Here is a 22,369-nt window from a genome sequence, read left to right as displayed (position 1 = left end):
TTAACCGTATGAACCAACTTAAAGCGCTCGATTACACGGCCATTGTCCTGTACATGATTATGATGTCGGGCATCGGGATTTTCCTGGGCCGATTTGTCAAGAACATCAACGACTACTTCAAGGGTGGGAGTGGCGTGTCGTGGGTGGCTGGTGGGATCAGCAACTTCATGACCAAGTTCAGCACCTTCATCTTTGTGGCCTACGCGGGCATCGCCTACTCCGATGGACTGGTGGCCATTACGGTGATCTGGAGTACCGTGTTTCCTTCTCTGATTGCTATTGGCTTTTTTGCCAAACGCTGGAAACGGGCGGGCATCATGAGCCCCGTCGAGTTCCTCGAAACGCGCTATAACGCCCCCATTCGGCAATTGTTTTCGTGGAGTGGTGTGGCCTTCAAACTGCTCGACGACATGATCAAACTGTATTCCATCGGGCTCTTTATCACGGCGGCTTCGGGAATGCCGTTCGAAACGGCCGTCATCGGCTGTGGTATTGTTGTGACGCTGTACACGGTCGTTGGCGGTTTCTGGGCCGTGATTGTGACGGATGTTGTGCAGTTTGTAATCCTGTTTTTCGCCACGCTGATTCTGGTGCCCCTGGCCTACAATGCCGCTGGCGGCCTGGAGAATATGCAGGCGGTTATACCCCAGAACATGACCTGGTTCAACGGTAAGAAAGGCATTCCGATCTGGCTGACCACGTATTATATTCTGCTCATCATCCGGTACCTCGGCAACTGGACGTTCATTCAGCGTTTCTACAGTGCCAAAACCGAAACCGACGGGCAGAAACTGGCGGGGTTGTCGGCGGTCTTTTTCTTTATTTTCCCTATCATTTTCCTGTTTCCGCCCCTGGCTGCTCGGGTCATTCTGCCCAACCTGCCCAACCCCGAAATGGCGTATGTAAGCCTGTGCGTGAAGCTGCTTCCGTCGGGTATTATGGGGTTGATGATGGCCGCTATGTTTGCCGCCACCATGTCGGTGCTCAGTGCCGAATACAACGTGACGGCCAGCGTACTGACCCGTGATATTTACCAGCGTGTGTTCCGGCCCAACGCCAGTGGCAAAGAAAGCCTGCTCGTCGGCCGACTGATGACTTTACTGGTGGGGGCTATCGTTACGGTCGGGGCTTTGTTTGTGGCCGGGTTTGGCGGGGCGTTTGAAGCCAACAAACTGCTGGCGGGCATTTTCGCTGTGCCCATGATCGTGCCCGTTATCGTGGGTGTGCTCATGGCCAAACCGCAACCCTGGGGCGCGTTGGTAACCTTGTTCGGTGGGGTTGCGTTGGGTTTCTTGCTGCATGTGTTTTTTGTGAAAACCGATGCGTTCAACCTCGCCGGTCCGGGCGTCATTGATGAGGTGCGCTGGGCCATTGCCACACTGGTCGAAATCGGGTTCTGCTTCTCGGTATTCATCCTGTCGGGCTATTTTAAATCAGCAGATAGCGCCTACAACAAGCGCGTGGCGGCTTTCTTCCACAAACTGACCGTGCCGTTTGTGCCGGTCCAGGAAAGTAAAAACGACGATGCCTTTGCCGATGCTATCAAGTTGATGTATGGCATCGCTTTCGGGCTCACCGGCCTCATGTTCGTCATCATGGGCTTCCCCTCGCGGGCTATGCTGAGCGGGCAACTGGCGCTGGGAGCCGGGAGCGTGTGTCTTGCTCTCTCTGCTTTCTTATGGTACAAGGCACGAAAAGCAGCCGCTCTGCTTAAAGAAGAAGTTCCCACAGCAACAACCGTACACTAATCGAATCACAACCTTACACATATGAATAACCTCAACAATAACCGGGACGCCGACCGCCGGATCGCAGACCGAGTAATCTTCATCACCGGCGCATCGGGTGGCATTGGCAAGGCTACGGCCCTGCAACTGCTCGATCAGGGTGCAAAAGTCTTCGACTTCAGTCGAACCCGTCAGCTTTCCGATGAAGTACAGCACGAAAACCTACGCTCGTTCAAAGGTGATGTCAGCAAAGAAGCCGACGTGCAGGCCGGGTTTGCCGCCTGTCTTGAGGCTTTTGGCACCGTCGACGTGCTGCTCAATAATGCGGGTATGGGCGTGCTGACAACCGATCTTTCCATGACAGAACTGGATGCGTATGAGCAGATGGTCAACGTGAATATGCGGGGCGTTTTTCTATGCAACCGCGAAGCCCTGAAGGTGATGAAGCCGAAGAAATCGGGGCATATCCTGACCGTAATTTCAATGGCTGGACAGCGTACGAACCCCAATGCCCCGGTCTATGCAGCTTCGAAGTTTGGCGCTCGTGGTCTCAGCAGTGGTCTGGCCGATCAGGTCATCAAAGAAGGGATCAGAGTGACTGATATAAATCCCGGCCCTACCGATAGCGACTATTGGGGCGATCGCAAGGTGCCCCGTGAGAAGTTTCTGAAGGTAGAGGACGTAGCCAACGTGATCACGTTCGTGCTCAACCAACCGGATTACGTGGTGATCCGTGAAATTAATTTCGACAACATGAATTTTCTGGCAGGATGATAACGAACACACTCCATACCCACACGAACGGCAACGGCCAGGCTGTTGCGGCATCGCCTTTTCCCATCCCGGTTGCCGAGATGCGCGAGCGGTATTTGCGGCTCTACACGGGGGCGGTCAACGATGTGCTGCGGTTCAACTACAACATGCACGCCACCAGTTTGCCGCCCGAGTTTGCGCCCCTGCGCGAGGCCATGAAAATGGCCGGACTGGCCTTTACCGTGAAAGGTGGCCCCGACATTACGACCGACGGGGAGTTTGAGATGCGCGCCCAGATGCTCGAAGACCTGCACGCCGATTCGGTGGTTGTGTGGGATTGTACGGGCGACACCGTCACCTCACAATGGGGCGAAGTGATGACCATGGCCGCAAAAAAAGCAGGTTGCCGGGGCGCGGTAGTCAACGGCATTCGTGATACGCAGGCGATTCTGGAACTGGGTTTTCCGGTGTTTCACAAGTACAAAGCCAACACGGGCATGCTCGGTCGGTTTCGGATGCACCACTATCAAAAGCCGGTGCTCATGGGCGAGGTAACCGTAAAGCCCGGCGACTGGATTTTCGGCGACATTGACGGGGTGATTTCGATCCCGCAGAACATTGCGTATGATGTGCTACTGGCGGCCGAAAAAATCCTGCACAAAGAAGACGAAATCCGCGAGATGGTCGAAAGCGGCATGAAACCAACCGACGTAGTGAAAAACGGGGGGTACTTCTGATTTTTGTCATGCTGAGGAACGAAGCATCTTGCTTTTTAACCGATACCGAACGTACCCGGATTCTGACGGGTCTCCAAAACGGCGAGCCATTGGTAAGTCGTTTCTATGCGGCTTTGCACAAACGCGTCTACGAACGGGTTGCCACGAAGGGACTGCTAGGACCTGGTGCCACCGTAGCCTGGTATTATCCGGCAGCCGAATACCTGTCGGACGCGGCCATGCTGTATGCGCTGGAACCCGACGAAGGACTGGCCAACTGGCTACGCACCGTCACGCTCGATATTGCCCGAACATCTGCTTACGACTGGGCTGGACCAGCGTTTCGTGACCATTTGGAGCCGCTGACGGGACACCTGGAAACGGCGCATTTGTGCTGGGCGCTGAGTGCCGTTTATGATCTGGCTCGTGACGTCTTTTCTGAGTCGGAACAGGCCGAAGTACGGCAAGCACTGACCGAAAAAGGCATTATTCTCTGTCGGCGGTGGATCGATAAAAACACGCACCTGGCCAACTGGCGGGGCATTCTGATGTCGGGCGTACTGGTAGCGGCAGCGGTTCTTAACGAGCAGGAGTTGATCGATCAATACGTATCGGAATGGCAACGCTGTGCACTGGCATTCCAGCCCGATGGTTCCTACGGCGAGTCGTTGCAATACGGCAATTACCTGGCGTTTGCGCTCATGCTGGCCTATGAATCGCTGAGCCGAACGTACCCGGAAAAAGCCGCCCTGCTCGACGTAGGTACGTATGGAAAGGGCATTCGCTGGGTGGCCAGTAGCATGTTCTACGCCAAACCTCTTGCTGAGAATGGAAGCGGTTTCTGGGGCACCGAACCCCGCGCCCGGGCCGCCAATTTCAATGACAGCGCGGCCCTGTTCCGGCCTTCCGGCGACCTATTGCTACACCTGGCCGTTCATGCCGGAACAGACGACGAAAAGCAACTGGCGCGTGGCCTGTTTGCCAGCTACTACGAGACCGTTCCTACGCAGGGGCCGCACGAATTGGCGACCTTCGGGATGCACAACGATTGGGGTTTTCTGACCCTGCCGCTGCTGACCCACGATTCAAAAGCCGCCAGTCCACAAGAAGTGGGTTTGCCGCTGACGACGGCATTCAGTAACGGCCACACGTTTATGCGCGACGCCTGGGACGGAAAGACCATCGTAGCCATCAACGGTGGGGGAGAGGGGCTGCACGGTCCCGGCCATCTGCACGGCGATCTGAACAGTTTTATCCTCGTGCATAAGCGCGAACGGCTGCTGGTCGACCCCGGACATAGCTGCTACCGAAACCTGATTCACGGCCTGGAGAGCAGCACGCAAACACACAACACCTGCACCTTCCTCGTGGAAGCAGAAACGCTGGGTTTGCAGGAGGATAAGGCCAAAGCCACCATGCTGGAGCAGAAAAGCGTGCTGCCTCGTCGGTTGCTGATCAACGGCGTCCCCGGTCCGGCTGTCGACCGAGGAAATCGGCGGCTGATTGTTGCGCACGATGAACCCGTTTCGGTCGTTGGCTCGGAGATTGGTAACGCTTGCGGTGCGCCTATCGACACGTTTTCAAGATTCTGGCTCATGGCGGGGAGTAATGTTTTGTTCGTCATTGACCGGATCGAGGCAAGCCAACCCGTGACAACGGTCTGGAACTGGCTCGTCAATAACCGCGACGGTCAGGCGCAGGTCGATACGCAACCTACGTGCCTAACTGTTCGACGAAATGAGGCCGGTATGAAGCTGTTTCACTGTGGCAACGGTAAAATCGGGCACCCCGTTTATGGGTACGTCCACGATGCCTACCACGTACAGCCCAACCAGTATGGCGAAGGGAAACCCGGTAGTGGCCTGCTCTACCGCTGGACAGAAACGGCTCCCGCAACCACCCGGACGGTCGTTCACGCCATTGCCCTCGACGACGCTATCACGCTGGAGCGCTGGGCGTTAACCGTAGATAAAAACGCGTTCACGCTATCGAACGGGCAGAAAAAATGGACGCTAATCGTACAGGATGACGAAGCCCATCAGCTTTCGTTAGTTTCGGGGCATGGCCGACGTTGGGATGTGCTTAACGAATCGGGCCACTATTCTCTAAAACGAATGCCCGATCATGGCTAAATACCTGCTTCTGAATGCTTTTTTTCTCTCAAGCCAACTCAGCACGGTGGCTCAACCCTCCCTGCCAACTGGTTTGGACCGTGCCAATTTCCATTTGTATGTGTTGGCAGGCCAGTCGAATATGGCGGGCCGTGGCAAGGTCGATACCCTTGATAAAACCCCACATCCGCGTGTGTGGATGCTGAACAAAGCCAATCAGTGGGTGCCTGCTACCGAGCCGATGCACTTCGACAAGCCAGCGGTGGTGGGTGTTGGGCCGGGTTTGGCGTTTGGTAAACTAATGGCCGAACAGAACCCCAACGCGTTTATTGGCCTGATTCCAACGGCGGTTGGCGGGTCGGCCATCGACGCCTGGACTCCTGGAGGGTACCATGAGCAAACGAAGAATTATCCCTACGATGAAGCCATTAAACGGGTTCAACTGGCGCAACAGGCAGGTACGGTGCACGGCATTCTGTGGCATCAGGGTGAAAGTGATAGCAAACCCGACCTGGCGGCTGGGTACGAAGCCAAGCTCACGGAGCTAATCGGGCGCTTTCGGCAGGCGTTCGGCAGTCCCGATGTGCCGGTTGTGGTGGGTACGTTGGGGGATTTTTACTTATCGAAGAATCCGGCGGCTACCCAAATCAATGCCACGTTGTCCAATCTACCCAACCGGCTGTCGCGGGTAGCCTTCGCCGATGCATCGGGCCTGACCGATGGGGGCGATGCTACTCATTTCAACGCCGAATCGGCCCGCGAGCTGGGACGGCGATATGCAAATGCCATGCAGGCACTGGAAACGAAAAAGCCATGAATCCTCTAAAACTAAAAGGAATCGATCACCCCGGCGTCGCGGCCAATGACGTCGAGCAGCTTGCCGACTGGTACTGCGAGGTATTCGGCTACGAAAAGTGGTTCAGACACCCGAAGCCGGTCTGGATGCTCAAAGCCCCCGACGGCACCCTGCTCGAAGTGATGCCCAAAGATGACACCGCCCGTCCTGAACGCACCACCTGGACACCCGGCTGGTCGCACCTCGCCCTGCGCGTCGAAAACATCGACGACGCCATCGCTTTTCTCGACACCAAAGGGGTTCGCTGGGGTGGCTCGGTCATCAACGCCATCGGTGGCGGCAAAGTCCGTAACCTCTTTGACCCCGACGGGAATATGCTGCAAATTCTAGAAAGACAGGTGTTACTGTAGAGACGCGACACCTCGCGTCTCATCATGCGCCAGCACACACGCGTCAGCAATTTCATTCGCAAACAGGCGTCTCATATACCGGATGGTAGGCAGATGAGATTGCTGACGCATGCTGAGACGCGAAGGGTCGCGTCTATACGTAAAAAATCCAAACACATGAAAGCACTCCAGTTTACAGGAAATAAAACATTTGATTTACAGGACGTTGATAGTCAAACACCTGCCCCCGGCGAGGTTCGTCTGAAAGTAGCGTACTGTGGCGTGTGTGGTACCGACGTGCACATCTACCACGGTGCTATGGCGCAGCGACTCTCACTGCCACAGGTGATTGGCCACGAAGTGTCGGCCGAAATCGACACGGTGGGCGAAGGCGTATCGGGCTGGCAACCCGGCGATCGGGTAACGGTTCGGCCGCTGAAGCCTGGTCAGGAAATGCCGGTAGACAACGGCGTTCAGCACATTGGGCAGAACCTGAAATTTATCGGCATCGATACCCCCGGTGGTATGCAGCAGTACTGGAACGTACCCGCTAGCACTCTCCACCGCTTACCCGACAACTTACCGCTTACGATTGGGGCGATGATCGAACCGCTGGCCGTTGCCTGTCACGATGTGCGGCTGGGTGAGGTGAAAGCGGGCGAGAACGTCGTGATCATCGGTGGTGGGCCCATCGGGATGTTGATTGCGCTGGTGGCCCGACAGAAAGGAGCGAATGTGCTGATTTCGGAGGTAAATGAAACCCGTTTGCAACTGGCCGATTCGATGGGGCTGGCGACGGTCAACCCGAAAGGAACGGATTTGCTCGCTCATGTCGAAGACTTCACCAATGGCGCCATGGCCGATGTCGTTTTCGAAGTGTCGGGTGTTCAGGCGGGCGTCACGACCATGACCCAACTGCCCCGGGTCCGGGGTCGGATCGTGATGGTGGCTATTCATGCCGAACCCAAAGCCGTTGATCTGTTTCGCTTTTTCTGGCGGGAGTTAAAACTGATCGGTGCCCGCGTCTACGAATCCGAAGATTTCGACGAAGCCATCGCCCTGGCCGCGTCGGGTACCTTACAACTCGACGCGCTGATCACCCAGATTTCGCCCCTGGCCGATGCCAAATCGGTGTTCGAGACCATCGACAACAACCCGGCGGGCATGAAATATTTATTACAATGCGACGTATAAATTCGATCGTTCGTGTGGTCTGGGTGGTCTGGCTAGGCGCGTATGTCAGCGCTCAGGCCCAGATAGACGTGCGAACGTTGCCGGCACATCCGCGTTTATTGGCGAATGCGGCTCGCTTTGCTGAACTGAAGACCCAGAACGATACGGTCTCTCAACGGCTGAAAATCTATATACAACACGAAGCTGAACGGCTCCTGACCGCTCCCGAAATCGTGTATCCGACAACGGGTTTTAAGTTTAGCCAGATGAGAACCGTGCAGGGGCGTATTATTACCCTGGCGATGAATTATAGGCTTACCGGCGACAAGCGCTATCTGAACCGCGCCCGTCAGGAACTGGTACAACTGGCTGCCCTGCCCGACTGGGCTCCCAACCACTTTCTGGATGTGGGCGAAGGCGCGCTGGCCGCGGGTATCGGACTCGACTGGCTGTATGATGACCTAACTCCTGACGAACGCAACCAGCTTACCCAGGCCATCGTCAAAAATGCCTTATTGCCATCGCTGAACGTTGCGGAGGGAAACGGAAGCTGGGTAGATGGCGATTTCAACTGGACGCAGGTGTGCCATGGTGGCTTGACCGTGGGGGCGTTGGCCATTGCCGAACGGGAGCCCGAACTGGCTACGAAAATCATCAACCGGGCCATTAAGAACGTGCCCCATGCCGGAGCCGTTTATGCGCCCGACGGAGCTTATCCCGAAGGCCCCAGCTACTGGTCGTACGGAACCACGTTTCATGTGCTGCTGATCGAAGCGTTGCGCTCGGCTTTGGGTAAGAGTTTCGGGTTGGAACAGTTTCCCGGCTTTCTGAAAACGGCCGATTACAACCTGCAAATGGTGGGGCCGAGTGGTTTGGATGTCAACTATTCCGACTACCACCTCGAAACCCAGAATGAACCCATTATGCTGTGGTTCGCCCGGGAAACCCAACGGCCAGATCTGGCCGGGCAGGAACTGGCCGATGTGAACACCTTGTATCGGGCGGCTGTCTCGAACACCAAAAGCAGCGTGACTGCGAATCGGCATACACCCCTCGAACTGTTGTGGTGGAAGCCGGAACTGGCTGGACAATCGACCATTACACGGCCCCGCCACTGGACCTCGCAGGGTGTTTTGTCGATGGCGGTGATGCGGTCGGCCTGGCAGGACCCGGCGGCCACGTTCGTGGCCATCAAGGGCGGAACGCCCAATCATTCGCACGCGCACATGGACGTGGGCAGTTTTGTGCTCGAAGCCGATGGCGTTCGCTGGGCCATTGACCTGGGTACCGAAAGCTACGACAGGATGCGGGCCGCCAAACTCGACCTCTGGAACTACAGCCAGAACAGTACCCGCTGGACTACGTTCCGGGTTGGGCCGGAGGGGCACAATATCCTGCGCTTCGACCAGCAGCCACAGCAGGTCGATGGGAACGCCGGCATCAGCGTGCTGCCCGGCACCGATGGCAGCCTGGGTAACCGTATCGACCTGACGTCACTCTACCGGCATCAGGTAGCCAGCGTGACGCGTAGTATCCGGCTGTTGCCCGACCGTTCGGTGCGGCTGGATGATGTCTGGACCACCGCCGACCGCTCGGTGACCGCTTCCTGGCAATGGCTGACCAGGGCCAGCGTGAGCAAAACGCCCCGGGGTCTGCTGCTGCGGCAGGATAACCAGTCGCTGGAGCTCCTGCTATCGGCATCGGAACCCTATACGGTGGTCATTGACGATGTGTCGCAGCCCCGGAACAGGCAGGATTCGGCGAATCCGGGCGTCAGCCGCATCGTAGTTCAACTTCAAACACCTGCTCAAACAACGACAACCTTACAGGTGCGCATGATTCCCGGCCGCGCTACCGTCGGCCAGAAGTAGCCCTAACTCGCTAGTTGTACCACCATGAGAACTACCTTCTTTACATCCACCATTGCCCTGGCGGCCAACCTGCTGACCCTGATGGGTGAACCTGCGACTGCCCAGCCCATCGACACCCGTCCCGACCGGGTGAAAACCGATTTTGCCGTTGCCATGCCCCGCATCGGCACCGTAAAACCCCGCTCCACCAGCGAGATTACGGGGTCTAACTGGCTGATCGGCTGCGAGACGATGGACCGCGACTTCACCGACTACGACCAGTACAAAGCGTACATCGCCCCCCTCGGTATCAAACGGCTGCGGATGCAGGCGGGCTGGGACAAGACCGAAAACGTAAAGGGGCAGTACGACTGGGCCTGGCTCGACTACATCATTGACGATGCCCACCGGCGCGGCTTCCAGCCCTGGCTACAGACCTCCTACGGCAACCATAACTATCCCAACGGGGGCGGGGCCAACCTCGGCGCGGGCGTACCAACCTCGCCGGAGGCTCTGGCGGCCTGGGACCGCTGGGTGGAGGCCATGGTGAAGCGGTACAAAAACAAAGTCGTCGACTGGGAGATCTGGAACGAACCCAACTTTGGCGACAACCAGGAAAACACGCCCGACAAATTTGCGGCCCTGACCATCCGTACTGTCGATATCATCAAGCGTATTCAGCCCGAAGCGCGGGTGTCGGGCCTGGCCATGGGCCACATCGATCTCGACTATGCCGACCGGTTTTTTAAGATCCTGGCCGACCGTAAAAAGATTCTTCTGTTCGATAACTTCACCTATCACGACTACGTCTACAACCCCGATTCACACTACGGCAAGGTGATGAAGCTGCGGGCGGTGCTTGACAAGTACGCGCCCGGCATTCCGTTGCGGCAGGGCGAAAACGGCTGTCCCTCGGGGGGCGGAAGCGGCCGGGGCGCCCTCTGGGACTACGACTGGAGCGAGCTGACCCAGGCTAAATGGGACCTGCGCCGGATGCTCGGCGACCTGGGTCACGACATTGAAACGAGTATTTTCGGGCTCATCGAAATGGCCTATACCAGCGGCCCTATCAACCGGCTTAACTACAAGGGCATTATCAAGTCCGACTCGACCAAGCGGGCCATCCGGCCTAAGATGGCCTATTACGCCATTCAGCATGTAACGTCGATTTTCGATAACTCGCTGGAGCGGCTGAAGAAACTGAAGCCGTCGTACAACAACGCCTACCTGCCCGCCGATCAATCGGAGGTGGTCTACAGCCGCAGTACCGACCGCAGCCTGGCGGTGTACGGCTACCGACACAAAAACACCGGGAAACAGGTCTACACCATCTGGTCCGACGAGTATATCCCCACGGACTCCAACAAGACCCGCAACCTGACTTTTACCTTTATCAACGGCCACTTCGACCAGCCGGTCTACGTCGACCTCATCAGCGGGGGCGTGTACGAGATTCCGGCCGGTCAGTGGAAAAAGACGGGCTCGACCTATACCTTTACCAACATGCCGGTCTACGACGCGCCTATCCTGATTGCCGATAAAAGTCTGGTTAAGTTCCAGTAAATCGGTACGTGGCGAAGCAACGGTACAGTCCGTTGGCCGACTGAAATGACACGGCCAAAACCGGGAAAAAACCGACAGCGCGCTGTTTTGCAGAATGACGGATTCGCGGGCACCGGATCCCTTCGTTTAACTTTACCATTGACCTTCTGTGAAAACCCACGCAATTGGTATTGACATTGGCGGAACCCGCACCAAAATCGGCCTGGTCAACCTCGCCAGCGGGCGGGTTGAAGCCATGCATATCACCCCGACCGAAACCAGAGACGGCGGGCGTTTTCTGGCCCTGATCGGGGAAGCCATCCGTCTGTTTACCGACCGGGCCGCAGCCGAGGAGACTGAGGTGGCGGGGGTGGGCATCGGCGTGCCCGGCTTCGTTTTTGCCGGTGGTGTGGTCGATTCGACTTACGGCTTTCTCGACTTCATGGAAGACTATCCTCTCGCCGATCTCATCACGCGGCAGCATGGCCTGCCCTGCCGGCTCGACAACGACGCGCGGGTGGTAGCCCTGGGCGAAGCGCTCTACGGGCAGGGGCGGGGAGTTAGTCGGGTGCTGGTGCTGACGCTGGGCACCGGCTTGGGACTGGGCTTCACCATCGACGGGCGGCTGGATGGCTCGCTTCCGTTTGCCCACATGGGGGGGCACCTGACCGTTGTAAGCAGTGATGCCGTATGCTACTGCGGTAAAACGGGTTGCCTGGAGTCGCTGGTTTCCTCGGCGGGTATCCAGCGAATTGCCAGCCGCCGGGCCTGGGCAGCGACCTATCCGACAGTACCACCGACTGCCGAAACCATTTTCAGTCAGCAGCTGGCAGGCAATGACGACGCCAGGGCGATCATTGACGAGTACGTAGGCTATTTGAAAACTGGCATCGACAACTACATCAATCTCTACGCACCCGACCTTGTTGTGCTGGGCGGAGGTATTGCGAAAGGACTCCAGCACTTGACCGACCAGCTGCATACACCCAGTCTGCTCAATCCATACAAGGCGTACAAAACCCGGGTCGCTGTTTCTGAACTGGGCGAGCAGGCTGGTATTCTGGGCGGTGCCGCCCTGTTCACTGAGCAAACATAAGTAAGAACGTAAACACGAATTGTTGGGTTGGTTTTCCGTGTCACCCGTTTCTAGTACCATTCATTATGATGAAATCTTGGATTTTGTACTCGATAGCCGCGGCCTTTTTCTGGGGCTCCTGGGGCGTAGTGGCCAAGCTGATTTCCGACCAGGTGTCGCCGTTTGCCAACCATGTGCTGTTCAGCGCCGGGATGCTGTTGACCCTGCCCCTCATCCTCCGCAAACTCAGTACGCAGCGCCCGAACCGCCGGGGCATTGGCTGGGGACTGGTGGCCGGCGCCCTGGCCGTAGCGGGCAATGTAGCCGTCTATCAGGCGTTCACGGCCGGTGGGCTGGCGGCTATTGTTATTCCTGTAACCAACCTCTACCCACTCGTTACCATCGCAATTGCGCTGCTGGTGTTTAAGGAAAAACTTAACTGGCTCAACGCGCTTGGCATTCTGCTGGCCATTCCGGCGGTAGTCATGCTCTCGGGCGAATCGCTGCTGTTCGACAATCCAACCGCTTTTTTTACCAGTCTGGGCCTTAGTCCGTGGCTTGTATACTCGCTGATCGCCTTGTTTTTCTGGGGTGTGTTCAGTGCGGCTCAGAAAGAAACGACCAACCATATATCGGCCGAGTGGTCGTACGTGAGCTTCATCCTGTCGTCGGTGATGATTGCGCTCGTGTTCGCAGGCCTGGGCCTGGCCGACCTCAACCTCTCAACCCAAACCCTGGGCCTCGGTTCGCTGGCCGGTATGCTGAACGGACTGGGTGTACTGGCCAGTTTTGTGGCCTACGGGGCCGAAGGGAAAGCGTCTAAAGTAACGACCATTGCCGGGGCGCTGCAACCCGTTTTCACCATCGGGCTGGCCATTGTCTTTCTCAACGAAAGTGTATCCGTAACGGAGTCGCTGGGTATCGCGCTCGCCGTCGCGGGGGCGCTGACCCTTTCCTACGAAAAAGAAAACGTACCGGCTGACGGTGTGCCCGTCGCCAATCCCTGAACGTATGAATCCTGTACTTGCCGAAATTCTGGAAATTCCCGACCGGGCCCGCGAGGGACTCCGCAGCCCGGTCGACCCGCTGCCGCTACACGTGCCGTATCTCGGTATGGGCTCGTCGTATTTTGCGCCCCTGGCCTTCAGCTACCTGGGTCTGCCCATTTTCCCCCAACTGGCTTCGGAGTACGTGTATTACCTGGCCAGAGACGAGCGGGCGCCCATGGCCGTGCTGCTGTCGCAGTCGGGCCAGAGCAGCGAAGTGCTGTGGTGCCGCGACCTGTTTGATCAGTACGTGGCCGTGTCCAACAATCCCGCCAGCGACTTGTGTACTGCCCCCAACGTGGCTCGTGTGGTAGCCATCGGGGCGGGGCTGGAGCAGTATTCATCGTCCAAAACCTACGTCAACACCCTCGTTGCCCTCTTCCGGGGGTTTGGGTTGTTGCCCGATGCGGCCGTGCGGCAACTGACCGAACGCTTCGGGCAGTACCACGAGCAGGGGCAGCAGCTGGCCGAGCGGGTACTGGCCCTGCGGCAGCAGCATCCGCTGCACGGTATGTACGTTACAGGCAGCGGTCCCAATATCGGCACGGCCCACGAAGCCGCTCTGATCCTGAGCGAAAGCACCAAACTCTCGTTTCAGGGGCTGCCCATGGCGCAGTACGACCATGGTCCCAAAGAAACGGCGACGAATAGCCTTCTGATTCAGATCCTGGCGAAGGGAGCCACCTACGACCGCACCCGTCGGCTGTCGGAGCGGGTTGAGCGGGCCGGGGCGCAGGTGCTGACGGTAGAAGCTCCCGACGATGTGGCCGAACCGTTTTCTATCCTGCACACTATCGTACCGTTCAATTTCATGGCGTATTACATGGCGCAGGGAATGAACATCGGCGAAACGTTCGTGGTGGGCGGTAAAGTAACAGAAGCCATCTAACAGGTTCCGGGCCGAGTTCATGAAAACACTTCTTCTGATCGTTTCGTTAGCGGCTTCGGTTTCGACCGTTCGGGCGCAGGCTGTTAAACGACTTTACCTGGCCAACGACGACCACACGGATTATATGTGGACGGCCAGCGAAGCCCGGTACGACTCGGCCTTCGTGCAAATGCTCGATTACTACCTGCGCCAGATCGATTCGACAAGACATAACCCCGACGACTTTCAGGCGCGGTGGAACTGCGACGGTAGCTACTGGCTCAGAACGTACCAGACCTACCGTAGTCCGGCTCAGTTTGACCGGCTGATGAACGCGATCCGGTCGGGGCACATCAGCAGCCCGCTGAATTCGGTGGTGAGTACCTACGGCGGGCAGCCCACCGAAGCTATGCTGCGGGGGATGTACTATGCCGGGAAGCTGGAGCGCCAGTATACCCTGCGGTTTCCGATGGCCATCGCCATGGAAAATCAAACCCTGCCCATGGGCCTGAGTTCGCTCTGGGCTGGGTCGGGCGCGAAATACAGCTGGCGGGGCGTTTGCGGCTGTGCCAGCCGGCTTTCCAGGACCAGTCTGGCCCACCGGCCGCACCAGCTGTACCGCTATATGGGCCCCGACGGGCGGAGTGTGATCATGAAATGGTACAGCCTCATTGGCGAAAACACGGGGCTGGGCGGCTACAGCGAGACCCGACCCCTGCGCAAAACCGCCGGCATTGCCGCCAATTTTGCTCACACCATCGATGGCCTGACGGCGCTTTGCGATACGGTATCGGTGCAGTCAGCGTATCCGTACAACGTGGCGGGGGCCTTCGGCTACGGCTGGGACGACCTGAGTACATTTCAGGCCCCCGCCTTTATTGCCGCTGCCCAAACCGGTACGACGCCCACGCGCCGGGTTCGGGTATCTAACGAAGAAGATTTCTTTCGGGATGTGGAGCGAAGCTACCCCGGCCTGCCCAGCGAGTCGGTGAGTTACGGCAATGAATGGGATCTGTACCCCGTATCCATGAACGAGACTACGGCCCAGGTGCGCCGGGCTACCGAAAAACTCCGCTCGGCCGAAGCCCTGGCGGCACTGGTGTCACTCAACGACACTGCCTTCGCGGCCGACCTGACTCCCGCTCGCCAGCAGGCCTGGGATGCCTTTGGACTCTACTGGGAACACAACTGGACGGCCGACGGGCCCGTGACGCGGCAGGAGCGGGCTAACTGGCAGCTTCGGCAGCAGGGCACCATCAGCCGCTACGTCGATACGCTCTACAGCCGGTCGGTCAGGGCGCTGGGCCGTCAGATCAGGGCGGCCGACGCGACCGCCCGGCGGTTTTACGTTTTTAATCCCTTAAGCTGGTCCCGGAGCGACGCAGCTGACTTGCCGTTACCGTCGACCCGGCCAGTGCGGGTTATTGACCTGGCAGAAAACAACGAAGTAGCCAGTCAGGTCATTCAAAAAGGGGGGCGAGCCTATCTGCGGATCTGGGCCGAAAACGTGCCTTCGGTGGGGTATAAAGTCTTCGAGATTCAAAACGCTACACCCCGTCCTCAGCCCATGGCGGCTAAGGTGACCAGCGATGTCATCGAGAATGCATACTATCGGCTTCGGCTGCGTCCATCCGGGGTTATCAGCGATCTGGTTGATCGTCGGGCTGGCAACCGGCCGGTTGTTCAACCCGTTGGCGGGCGGTTTCTCAACGACCTGGGAACGGTCAATCCGGATGCCGGCCAAAAGGTTGAGGTCGAAAATGCCGGGGCGGTATCGGTCACGCTCAAAGCCGTTTCCAGCGACCCCGTTCCGCATACGGTTCGGGTAACCCTGTACAAGAGCAGCCACCAGGGCAAGTCGACCGGCCCGGCCCGTATTGATATTGAAGACAGTATCCAGGCGAATTTCGGTGATATAAAAACCTGGGCGTTTTCGTTCAATCTGACCAGGCCAACAACCCGCCACGAAGAGCTGGGAGCCGTTCTTACCGCCCGGGAAGAACGCCGGGGTGGACACTACGCCAACCGGAGCCGCACCGGCGGAGCAGCCGGAACGGGACCCGCCCGCTACGACTGGCTCACGTTTAATCATTTTGCCGACCTAAGCGAAGCTGCGTATGGGGTAACCCTCTCCAACCTGGATTGCAGCTTCTTCAGGCTCGGCGGCAGCACCGTTGATTCACTCTGGGAGCAGTCGCCCCAGCTGAACGCGCTGGCGGGGGGGCAGGTCGACGGGTCGGAGCTGGGGATCCGGCAGCAGAACGGAGCCACCGCGTTTCGGTACCAGTTTGCGCTCACCACCCACCCGGCGGCTTTCGATGCGCAGGCAGCCATGCGATTTGCACTCGAGCACCAGAACCCGCTGGTAACCGGTGCGGTAACCGGCCTCGTCGGCAACTATCCTCCGATGACGTATTCGCTGCTGACGGTTTCGGACAGGAACGTGCTGCTGTGGGGGCTGAAAACCAGCGAGGAGGGGATCAGCAACGGCCTGATTGCCCGGTTCTGGAACATAACCCACACCGCCATGGCACCAACGCTTCGACTGGCCATGCCCATCAGCCGCGCCTGGCAGACCACGCACATCGAAACGAACGAGCGCCCCTTATCCCCGAGGAAAGGCAGGCTCACCCTACCGTTTGCGCCTAGTCAGCTGAATACCTATCGCCTGCAGGTGCAGCGGTAAGCAAGTTGACTGACAGGCGGGTAAAGCCGCTTACCCGACAGAACGACCGCGGAGCGTACACCAGCCTGGCACCAAAGCCGGGAAAAACGGACAGTCGCTCCGTTTATCAGCTAAAAGGGTAAAGCAGGAAGGGCAGACAATCCCGGAGAGCCACACATCCCGGACCAACCAACTAGTTGTGAAACAGACCTATTCGCCATGAATCAATTGCTTTTACTCGTTCTGCTCTTAACTACCCCATTCGTCTCGGCCCAGACCTGGTACGTATCCGGCACCGGCAACGATGCCAACGACGGCAAATCGGAGAAAACAGCCTTTCGTAGTTTACAGAAAGCCGCCGGTCTGGTAGAACCCGGCGATGTGGTGCTGATCGGCAATGGGATCTATACCAACACCGACACCGGTAACGGCAGCGCGGTGCTGAATATCACTCGTTCGGGCAAACCCGGTGCCTGGATAACCTGGAAAGCCCGGCCCGGCCACCAACCCGACATCCGGCCCGTGGGCTGGTGCGGTATTCAGGTGTCTGGCTCGTACCACATCCTCGATGGCCTGTCGGTAACGGGCCGGAACGATTCGATTGTGTTGCTGAAGGCGCAGGAAGACGCCAAAAAGCCAAAGCCCGACCCCGGTTTTAACACCAACGGTATCTTTTTCAACGGTCGCAACAACCCGCCTGGCAGCAAGCCACACCACCTCATCATCCGCAACTGCACGGTGGGTAAATGCCCCGGCGGAGGCATTGTCGGGATCGAAATGGATTACCTGACCGTCGAAGACTGTACCGTGTTCGACAATGCCTGGTTTATGCGCTACGGCGGATCGGGTATTACCACCCTCAACAACTGGGCCTTCGATGATGCACCCGGCTACCACATCGTTATCCAGCGCAACCGGGTCTGGAACAACAAGACCCTCGTGCCGTGGGAGCGCATCAACAAACTAAGCGACGGAAACGGTATCCTGCTCGACGTGACCGACCAGAACACGGCCAACGGTGCCACTAACCCCAACGCCGACGCCGTGGTGAAGCCTGCCAGCCAGACGGTGACCCAGCCCGCACCCGATCCCAAACCCGCCCGGCCCGAGTGGAAAGGCCGTGCCCTGATTGCCAACAACCTGAGTGCCTACAACGGTGGGTCGGGCATCCACACCTTCCGGACGCGGCATGTCGACATCATCAACAATACCACCTACCATAACGGCGGCATCGTGGGCTACCAGGAACTGTTTCCCAACCGCTCCGACGACGTGGTGATTCTGAACAACATTATCGTGCCACGCCCCGGCGGTCAGGTCACCTCCAACAACCGCAACACCAACATCCGCTGGGATTATAACCTGTACCCAACGGCCCAGACAATCTTTACGGGGCCTAACGACCGGGTGGGAGACCCCCGCTTTATTGACCCGCGCCCCGACCTGCTGACGGGTAATTTCCGGCTGGCCAAGGGCAGTCCTGCCCTGCATTCAGGCTCCGCCGACGTGCCGCTGCCTACCGATCTGCTTAAAAAAGCCCGGCCGGCCGGTAGCGGTCGCGACCGGGGCGCCTTTGAACAGTAAATTCCTTGCACCTATGCCTGAGTCAGTTCCTGGGATACCGATCCGCTTTTACGCCCCCGAGTGGGGCAATACCCTTCCGTTCGGGGAGTTTTGCCAGCGCGTGAAAGCGGCCGGTTATGACGGGGTCGAGCTGGCCCTGCCCCTGGATGAGGTCGCCAGCCAGACGCTCGTGGACACGCTGCGGACGCACGGCCTGACGTGGATTGGGCAATACTACCAGTCGGTTGAGCGCGACCTGGCCGAGCACAGTCGCAATTACGAAACCTACCTGCGCCACCTGGCAGCTTTCGGGCCGGTGTTCATCAACTGCCAGACGGGAAAAGATTACTTCAGCGTTGCGCAGAACAGCCGGTTGTTTGAGCTGGCCGCCCGAATTTCGGCGGAAACGGGTGTGCGTATTATCCACGAAACCCACCGGGGCAAGGCGCTGTTTGCGGCTCACGTAACGCAGGAATACCTCACCCGCCTGCCTGACCTTCGCATCTGCCTGGACATTTCGCACTGGTGTGCCGTCCACGAATCCATGCTCGAGGATCAGCCCGAAGCGGTACAACTGGCCTTGTCCCGCGCCGACCACCTCCACAGCCGGGTGGGTTTTCCGGAAGGGCCGCAGGTGGCCGACCCCCGCGCCCCGGCCTGGACCGAAACGCTCAACGCCCACCTGGCCTGGTGGGACCGGTTGGTAGCCATCCACCGCGCCCATGGTACGCAGCTGACGGTCAACACCGAGTTTGGCCCGGCTCCGTACATGCCGCTGCATCCCTACACCCAGGAACCGCTGGCCAGCCAGTGGGACGTGAACGTATTTATGCTGAACCTGCTGAAGCAGCGTTACGCTTAAGGTTGGGGGGTAACCTGTATCCCCTCCCGTTTGCGATACCCGGCGGGGGAGAGGCCCATCTGCTTTTTGAACAGGCGCGAAAAATAGAACGGATCGTCCATGCCCAGCTGCGCGGCTACCTCGTTGACGCGCAGGTTGCTGAAGTGAAGTAGCTGGCAGGCCCGTTGAATGCGGAGGTGGTTGAAATACTCGATGGGCGCGTAGCCGGTATCCTGCCTGAACTTGCGCGAGAAAAACGACACCGACAAATGGGCCGACTGGGCAATATTATCCAGTGTGACCGGTCGGGACAGATTGTCCTGCATGAACTGAATGGCCCGGTCGGTGGCACTGACGGGTGCCGCTACCCGCGTTTTGGGCCGGAAGTTATCGGGCAGGACAAACGACGCCAGAAAATACGGAAGGGTCAGGTTCGCAAAGAGCAGGTTCGACTGGCTGTAGCCGTTCAGAAAGGTGTCGTAAATACGGTCGAAGAGCGCAATGCGTTCGGGGGAGAACACAACCCGAACCGTCTGGGGCAGCTGGTCTGCGTTACCCAGGGTGGCCCAGACCGACTCCGCGCAGGCGCTGCCGTTGATATGAAACCAGTAAATCGTCCAAGGCTGTTGGGGATCGGCCGCGTAGGAATGCGGCACGCCCGGCGCAATAGCATACAGGTCCCCCGCCTGCAGCTGTACCCGACCTTTCGGTACCTGAACCCAGCCCAGTCCGTCGGTGCAGTAGATCAGAATTACCTGCGACATGCCCGTTGGCCGCTGGTAGTAGTGGTGCAGCGCTTTGGGAAAGAAGCCCATCTGGGTGATAAACAACTGGTTGATGAGCGGCATGGCCCGGCATTTATCGATGACCTCTTTCGGCATTTCAATCATCCGCTCGCCGGTAAAGCCCCGGCCTTTCCGGTTTTGTCGATTCGTTGCCATTGTGCAGCTGTATGTGACCGCCGAAGGTAAGATAATCCAGGTTTAGGCCAAAATCATTCATCTGACCGATCCTCGAATAACTGAATTTTGTGATTACAAAATACAATATCCATAGGCAGCTCACAGATCGACTGACCGGGTATAAAGCCATTCAGCATGAAGCAGTCCTTCCTATTTTTTCTCACCGTTTGTATTACCCTGGGGGTCGTCAGATCAGTGCCGGAGGGCTTCGCCCAGTCGGCGGCCTCGGGTGCTGCCCGTCCTTTCGCCAGCTGGACAGCTACCGAACTGGTGCTGAACAATGGGGTCGTGCAGCGAACGATATCCCTGCCGACGGCCGTTTCCGGTTCGTTTCTGACCACCACCTACAAGCCGGTGAACGGAGCGTTTAAGTACTTCACCCAAACGAGCGCCGACTTCCAGTTCGAGCTAAACGATACCGTATATACCGGTTCCGGCGACTGGACACTGAAAACCATAGAGAAACTTACCGATGCCCGGCAGGGCGATGGCGCTGCCGTTACGCTGCAAAGTAAGGATGGCCGGATCGAGCTGAGGGTTAATTTTTTATTGTATCCCGGCCAGCCTGTTATTCGGAAAAGCCTGACGATCAGAAACCTGACGGGCGAATCGGTGCGGCTCGAATCGGTTGATGTCGAGAAGTTCACGGTAACCCCCTACTACGCCACAACGTTTAGCTGGATTTGCCACGATTATGGTCGGCGCCGTTCCATTGGTCCTTACGATGGCAACTTTCAGGATGCGCTGCTGACGGTGCATAACAGCGATTGGCAGCAGGGCATTGTTATCGGCAATGAGGCCTCCGGCGTGGTGAAACATACGTCTGTTTTCTGGAACGAACCCACTATACTCAGCGGCCTGACGCACAAGGACGCCCGCTTCCCGTTTCGGAAATACATTCATAAAGGCGAGTCGTTTACCACCCCGCAGGTCTTCACCATCGTTTACAATGCGCACAAAGACCCGGATGAGGTACTGAATACCGCCGTGCCTGATTTTGTCCGTAAACACCTGGGCATACGCCTGTCTGAGCTGGCCCAGAAACCCACTTTCGTCTACAATACGTGGGTGCCTTTCCGTAAAAACCTCAACGAAAAGCTGGTGATGGAGCTGGCAAAGGCCGCTGCCGATGCGGGCATGAAGGAATTCATTATCGACGATGGCTGGGCCGACAATTATGGCGACTGGAACATCGACAAAAAGAAATTCCCCAACGGCCTGAAACCCGTTTTCGACTACATCAAATCGCTGGGTATGAAGCCGGGGCTGTGGGTCAGCGTGGGCAGTGCGTCGCCCGACAGCAAAGTGTATCAGGCCCATCCCGACTGGTTTGTGCTCGACGAAAAGCAGCAACCGGCCAACCTGCATGAAGACGACCTGTCGATGCGTACCGCCTGCTTTGGCACCGGATGGCGAGGCTATATCAAAGATGTGCTGCTCAAACTGGCGCTGGAATACGGCTTGGAATACCTGAAGCTCGACTTCACGGTGGTGACCAGTACCTATCGTTTTGGGAACAAGGTAACTGGCTGCTACGCCAACAACCACAAAGGCCATAAAGACCATCATGAGTCGCTCTATACCAATTATGAAGAGGTCTGGCAGTTGTTCGATGAGCTGCACGCGGCCAAACCCAACCTGTTTATCGACTGCACCTTCGAGACAATGGGTGGCCTGCAACTGATCGACTACGCCATGCTCAAACATGCCGAGGGCGACTGGTTGTCTAATTTCTACGGCCCACCCGATGCCAACGTCGACCTGCGCGTTCGGAATATGGCCTGGTGGCGTTCGCCCGCCATACCCGCCACGGCCCTGGTCATTGGGAACCCCGAAATGCAGGACGCCGGCTGGGAAATGCACATCAAATCACTGGCCGGTGCGCTGCCCATCATGCTGGGTGACCCCCGTAAACTGCTGCCTGCGGATCTGAAAAAATACCGGGCCTACGCCGACTGGCTGCAGGCGATGGAAAACAGGCATCAGATCATGACCTACCGGCAGGATTTGCCTGGTTTTGGCGAACCGAAAGAGGGCCTGTGGGATGGCTTCCAGCGCATCAATACCGAGACCAGACAGGGAGGCATTATTGGCGTATTCCGGCATGGGGCCACCGAAACGAAACGCCAGGTCACCGTGGCGCACCTGGACCCGTTAAGGCGCTATCAGGTGCTAACCATGAACAACCAGCTGGTGACCAGCCTCACCGGCCAAGCCCTGCAAACGACCGGCTTCCCCGTAACCATCAATGAACGGTACGGCGGGACGCTTTTTCAGATCAGTAGTCAGTAA

17 protein-coding genes are annotated in these 22,369 nt (G+C 57.9%); 16 read left to right on the top strand and 1 reads right to left on the bottom strand.

Annotation, left to right across the window (positions count from 1 at the left end):
* Nucleotides 1-8: 8 nt before the first annotated feature.
* The 15 genes from B1C80_RS20680 to B1C80_RS20610 all read left to right on the top strand — a co-directional run bounded on the left by B1C80_RS20680 (nt 9) and on the right by B1C80_RS20610 (nt 19,136).
* Nucleotides 9-1,748, top strand: a complete 1,740-nt coding sequence (locus B1C80_RS20680; protein ID WP_077923120.1) for a sodium/solute symporter — start codon at nt 9-11, stop codon at nt 1,746-1,748.
* A 21-nt stretch (nt 1,749-1,769) separates the two neighbouring features.
* Nucleotides 1,770-2,501: an SDR family oxidoreductase gene (locus B1C80_RS20675; protein WP_077923119.1), complete on the top strand. Its 732-nt coding sequence runs from the start codon at nt 1,770-1,772 to the stop codon at nt 2,499-2,501.
* Nucleotides 2,498-3,217, top strand: coding sequence for an RraA family protein (locus tag B1C80_RS20670; RefSeq protein ID WP_077923118.1), 720 nt, complete (start codon nt 2,498-2,500; stop codon nt 3,215-3,217). Before B1C80_RS20675 ends, B1C80_RS20670 begins: the two co-directional genes overlap by 4 nt.
* Nucleotides 3,218-3,225: 8 nt before the next feature.
* A complete protein-coding gene (locus B1C80_RS20665; protein ID WP_077923117.1) occupies nt 3,226-5,328 on the top strand; it encodes a heparinase II/III family protein in 2,103 nt (700 codons plus the stop codon).
* Nucleotides 5,321-6,124 carry a sialate O-acetylesterase gene (locus tag B1C80_RS20660; protein WP_077923116.1) on the top strand — a complete coding sequence of 268 codons (804 nt, stop codon included), beginning with the start codon at nt 5,321-5,323 and terminating at the stop codon, nt 6,122-6,124. The genes B1C80_RS20665 and B1C80_RS20660 overlap by 8 nt, the downstream gene beginning before the upstream one ends.
* Nucleotides 6,121-6,513, top strand: coding sequence for a VOC family protein (locus B1C80_RS20655; RefSeq protein ID WP_077923115.1), 393 nt, complete (start codon nt 6,121-6,123; stop codon nt 6,511-6,513). The genes B1C80_RS20660 and B1C80_RS20655 overlap by 4 nt, the downstream gene beginning before the upstream one ends.
* A gap of 156 nt (nt 6,514-6,669) precedes the next feature.
* Entirely contained in the window at nt 6,670-7,686 is a 1,017-nt protein-coding gene (locus B1C80_RS20650; protein WP_077923114.1) for a zinc-binding dehydrogenase, read from the top strand.
* Entirely contained in the window at nt 7,674-9,536 is a 1,863-nt protein-coding gene (locus tag B1C80_RS20645; protein WP_077923113.1) for a heparinase II/III family protein, read from the top strand. The genes B1C80_RS20650 and B1C80_RS20645 overlap by 13 nt, the downstream gene beginning before the upstream one ends.
* Nucleotides 9,537-9,617: 81 nt before the next feature.
* Complete coding sequence (locus B1C80_RS20640) at nt 9,618-11,078, top strand: beta-galactosidase (protein WP_139361702.1); 1,461 nt, start codon at nt 9,618-9,620, stop codon at nt 11,076-11,078.
* Nucleotides 11,079-11,226: 148 nt separating this feature from the next.
* Nucleotides 11,227-12,153 (top strand): ROK family protein, encoded by a 927-nt coding sequence (locus tag B1C80_RS20635; protein WP_077923111.1) that lies wholly within the window; start codon nt 11,227-11,229, stop codon nt 12,151-12,153.
* 65 nt (nt 12,154-12,218) lie between these two features.
* Nucleotides 12,219-13,139: a DMT family transporter gene (locus B1C80_RS20630; protein WP_236648866.1), complete on the top strand. Its 921-nt coding sequence runs from the start codon at nt 12,219-12,221 to the stop codon at nt 13,137-13,139.
* A 4-nt stretch (nt 13,140-13,143) separates the two neighbouring features.
* Entirely contained in the window at nt 13,144-14,067 is a 924-nt protein-coding gene (locus tag B1C80_RS20625; RefSeq protein WP_077923110.1) for an SIS domain-containing protein, read from the top strand.
* Between the two features lie 19 nt (nt 14,068-14,086).
* Complete coding sequence (locus B1C80_RS20620; protein ID WP_077923109.1) at nt 14,087-16,732, top strand: glycoside hydrolase; 2,646 nt, start codon at nt 14,087-14,089, stop codon at nt 16,730-16,732.
* Between the two features lie 198 nt (nt 16,733-16,930).
* Complete coding sequence (locus B1C80_RS20615) at nt 16,931-18,295, top strand: right-handed parallel beta-helix repeat-containing protein (protein WP_077923108.1); 1,365 nt, start codon at nt 16,931-16,933, stop codon at nt 18,293-18,295.
* Between the two features lie 13 nt (nt 18,296-18,308).
* Entirely contained in the window at nt 18,309-19,136 is an 828-nt protein-coding gene (locus B1C80_RS20610; protein WP_369822725.1) for a sugar phosphate isomerase/epimerase family protein, read from the top strand.
* On the opposite strand, the gene B1C80_RS20605 is transcribed toward B1C80_RS20610, so the two are convergent.
* On the bottom strand, nt 19,133-20,056 hold the full coding sequence (locus tag B1C80_RS20605) for an AraC family transcriptional regulator (RefSeq protein ID WP_236648865.1): 924 nt from the start codon (nt 20,054-20,056) through the stop codon (nt 19,133-19,135). The genes B1C80_RS20610 and B1C80_RS20605 overlap by 4 nt on opposite strands.
* Before the next feature lie 156 nt (nt 20,057-20,212).
* Between B1C80_RS20605 and B1C80_RS20600 the strand changes: the two genes are divergently transcribed.
* Entirely contained in the window at nt 20,213-22,369 is a 2,157-nt protein-coding gene (locus B1C80_RS20600) for a glycoside hydrolase family 36 protein (RefSeq protein ID WP_077923107.1), read from the top strand.

This window comes from Spirosoma sp. 209, assembly GCF_002006735.1.
In the GTDB taxonomy this organism is placed as follows: Bacteria; Bacteroidota; Bacteroidia; order Cytophagales; family Spirosomataceae; genus Spirosoma; species Spirosoma sordidisoli.
Note: the sequence above shows the minus strand (reverse complement) of the source record. Positions and strands in the feature narration are given on the sequence as shown.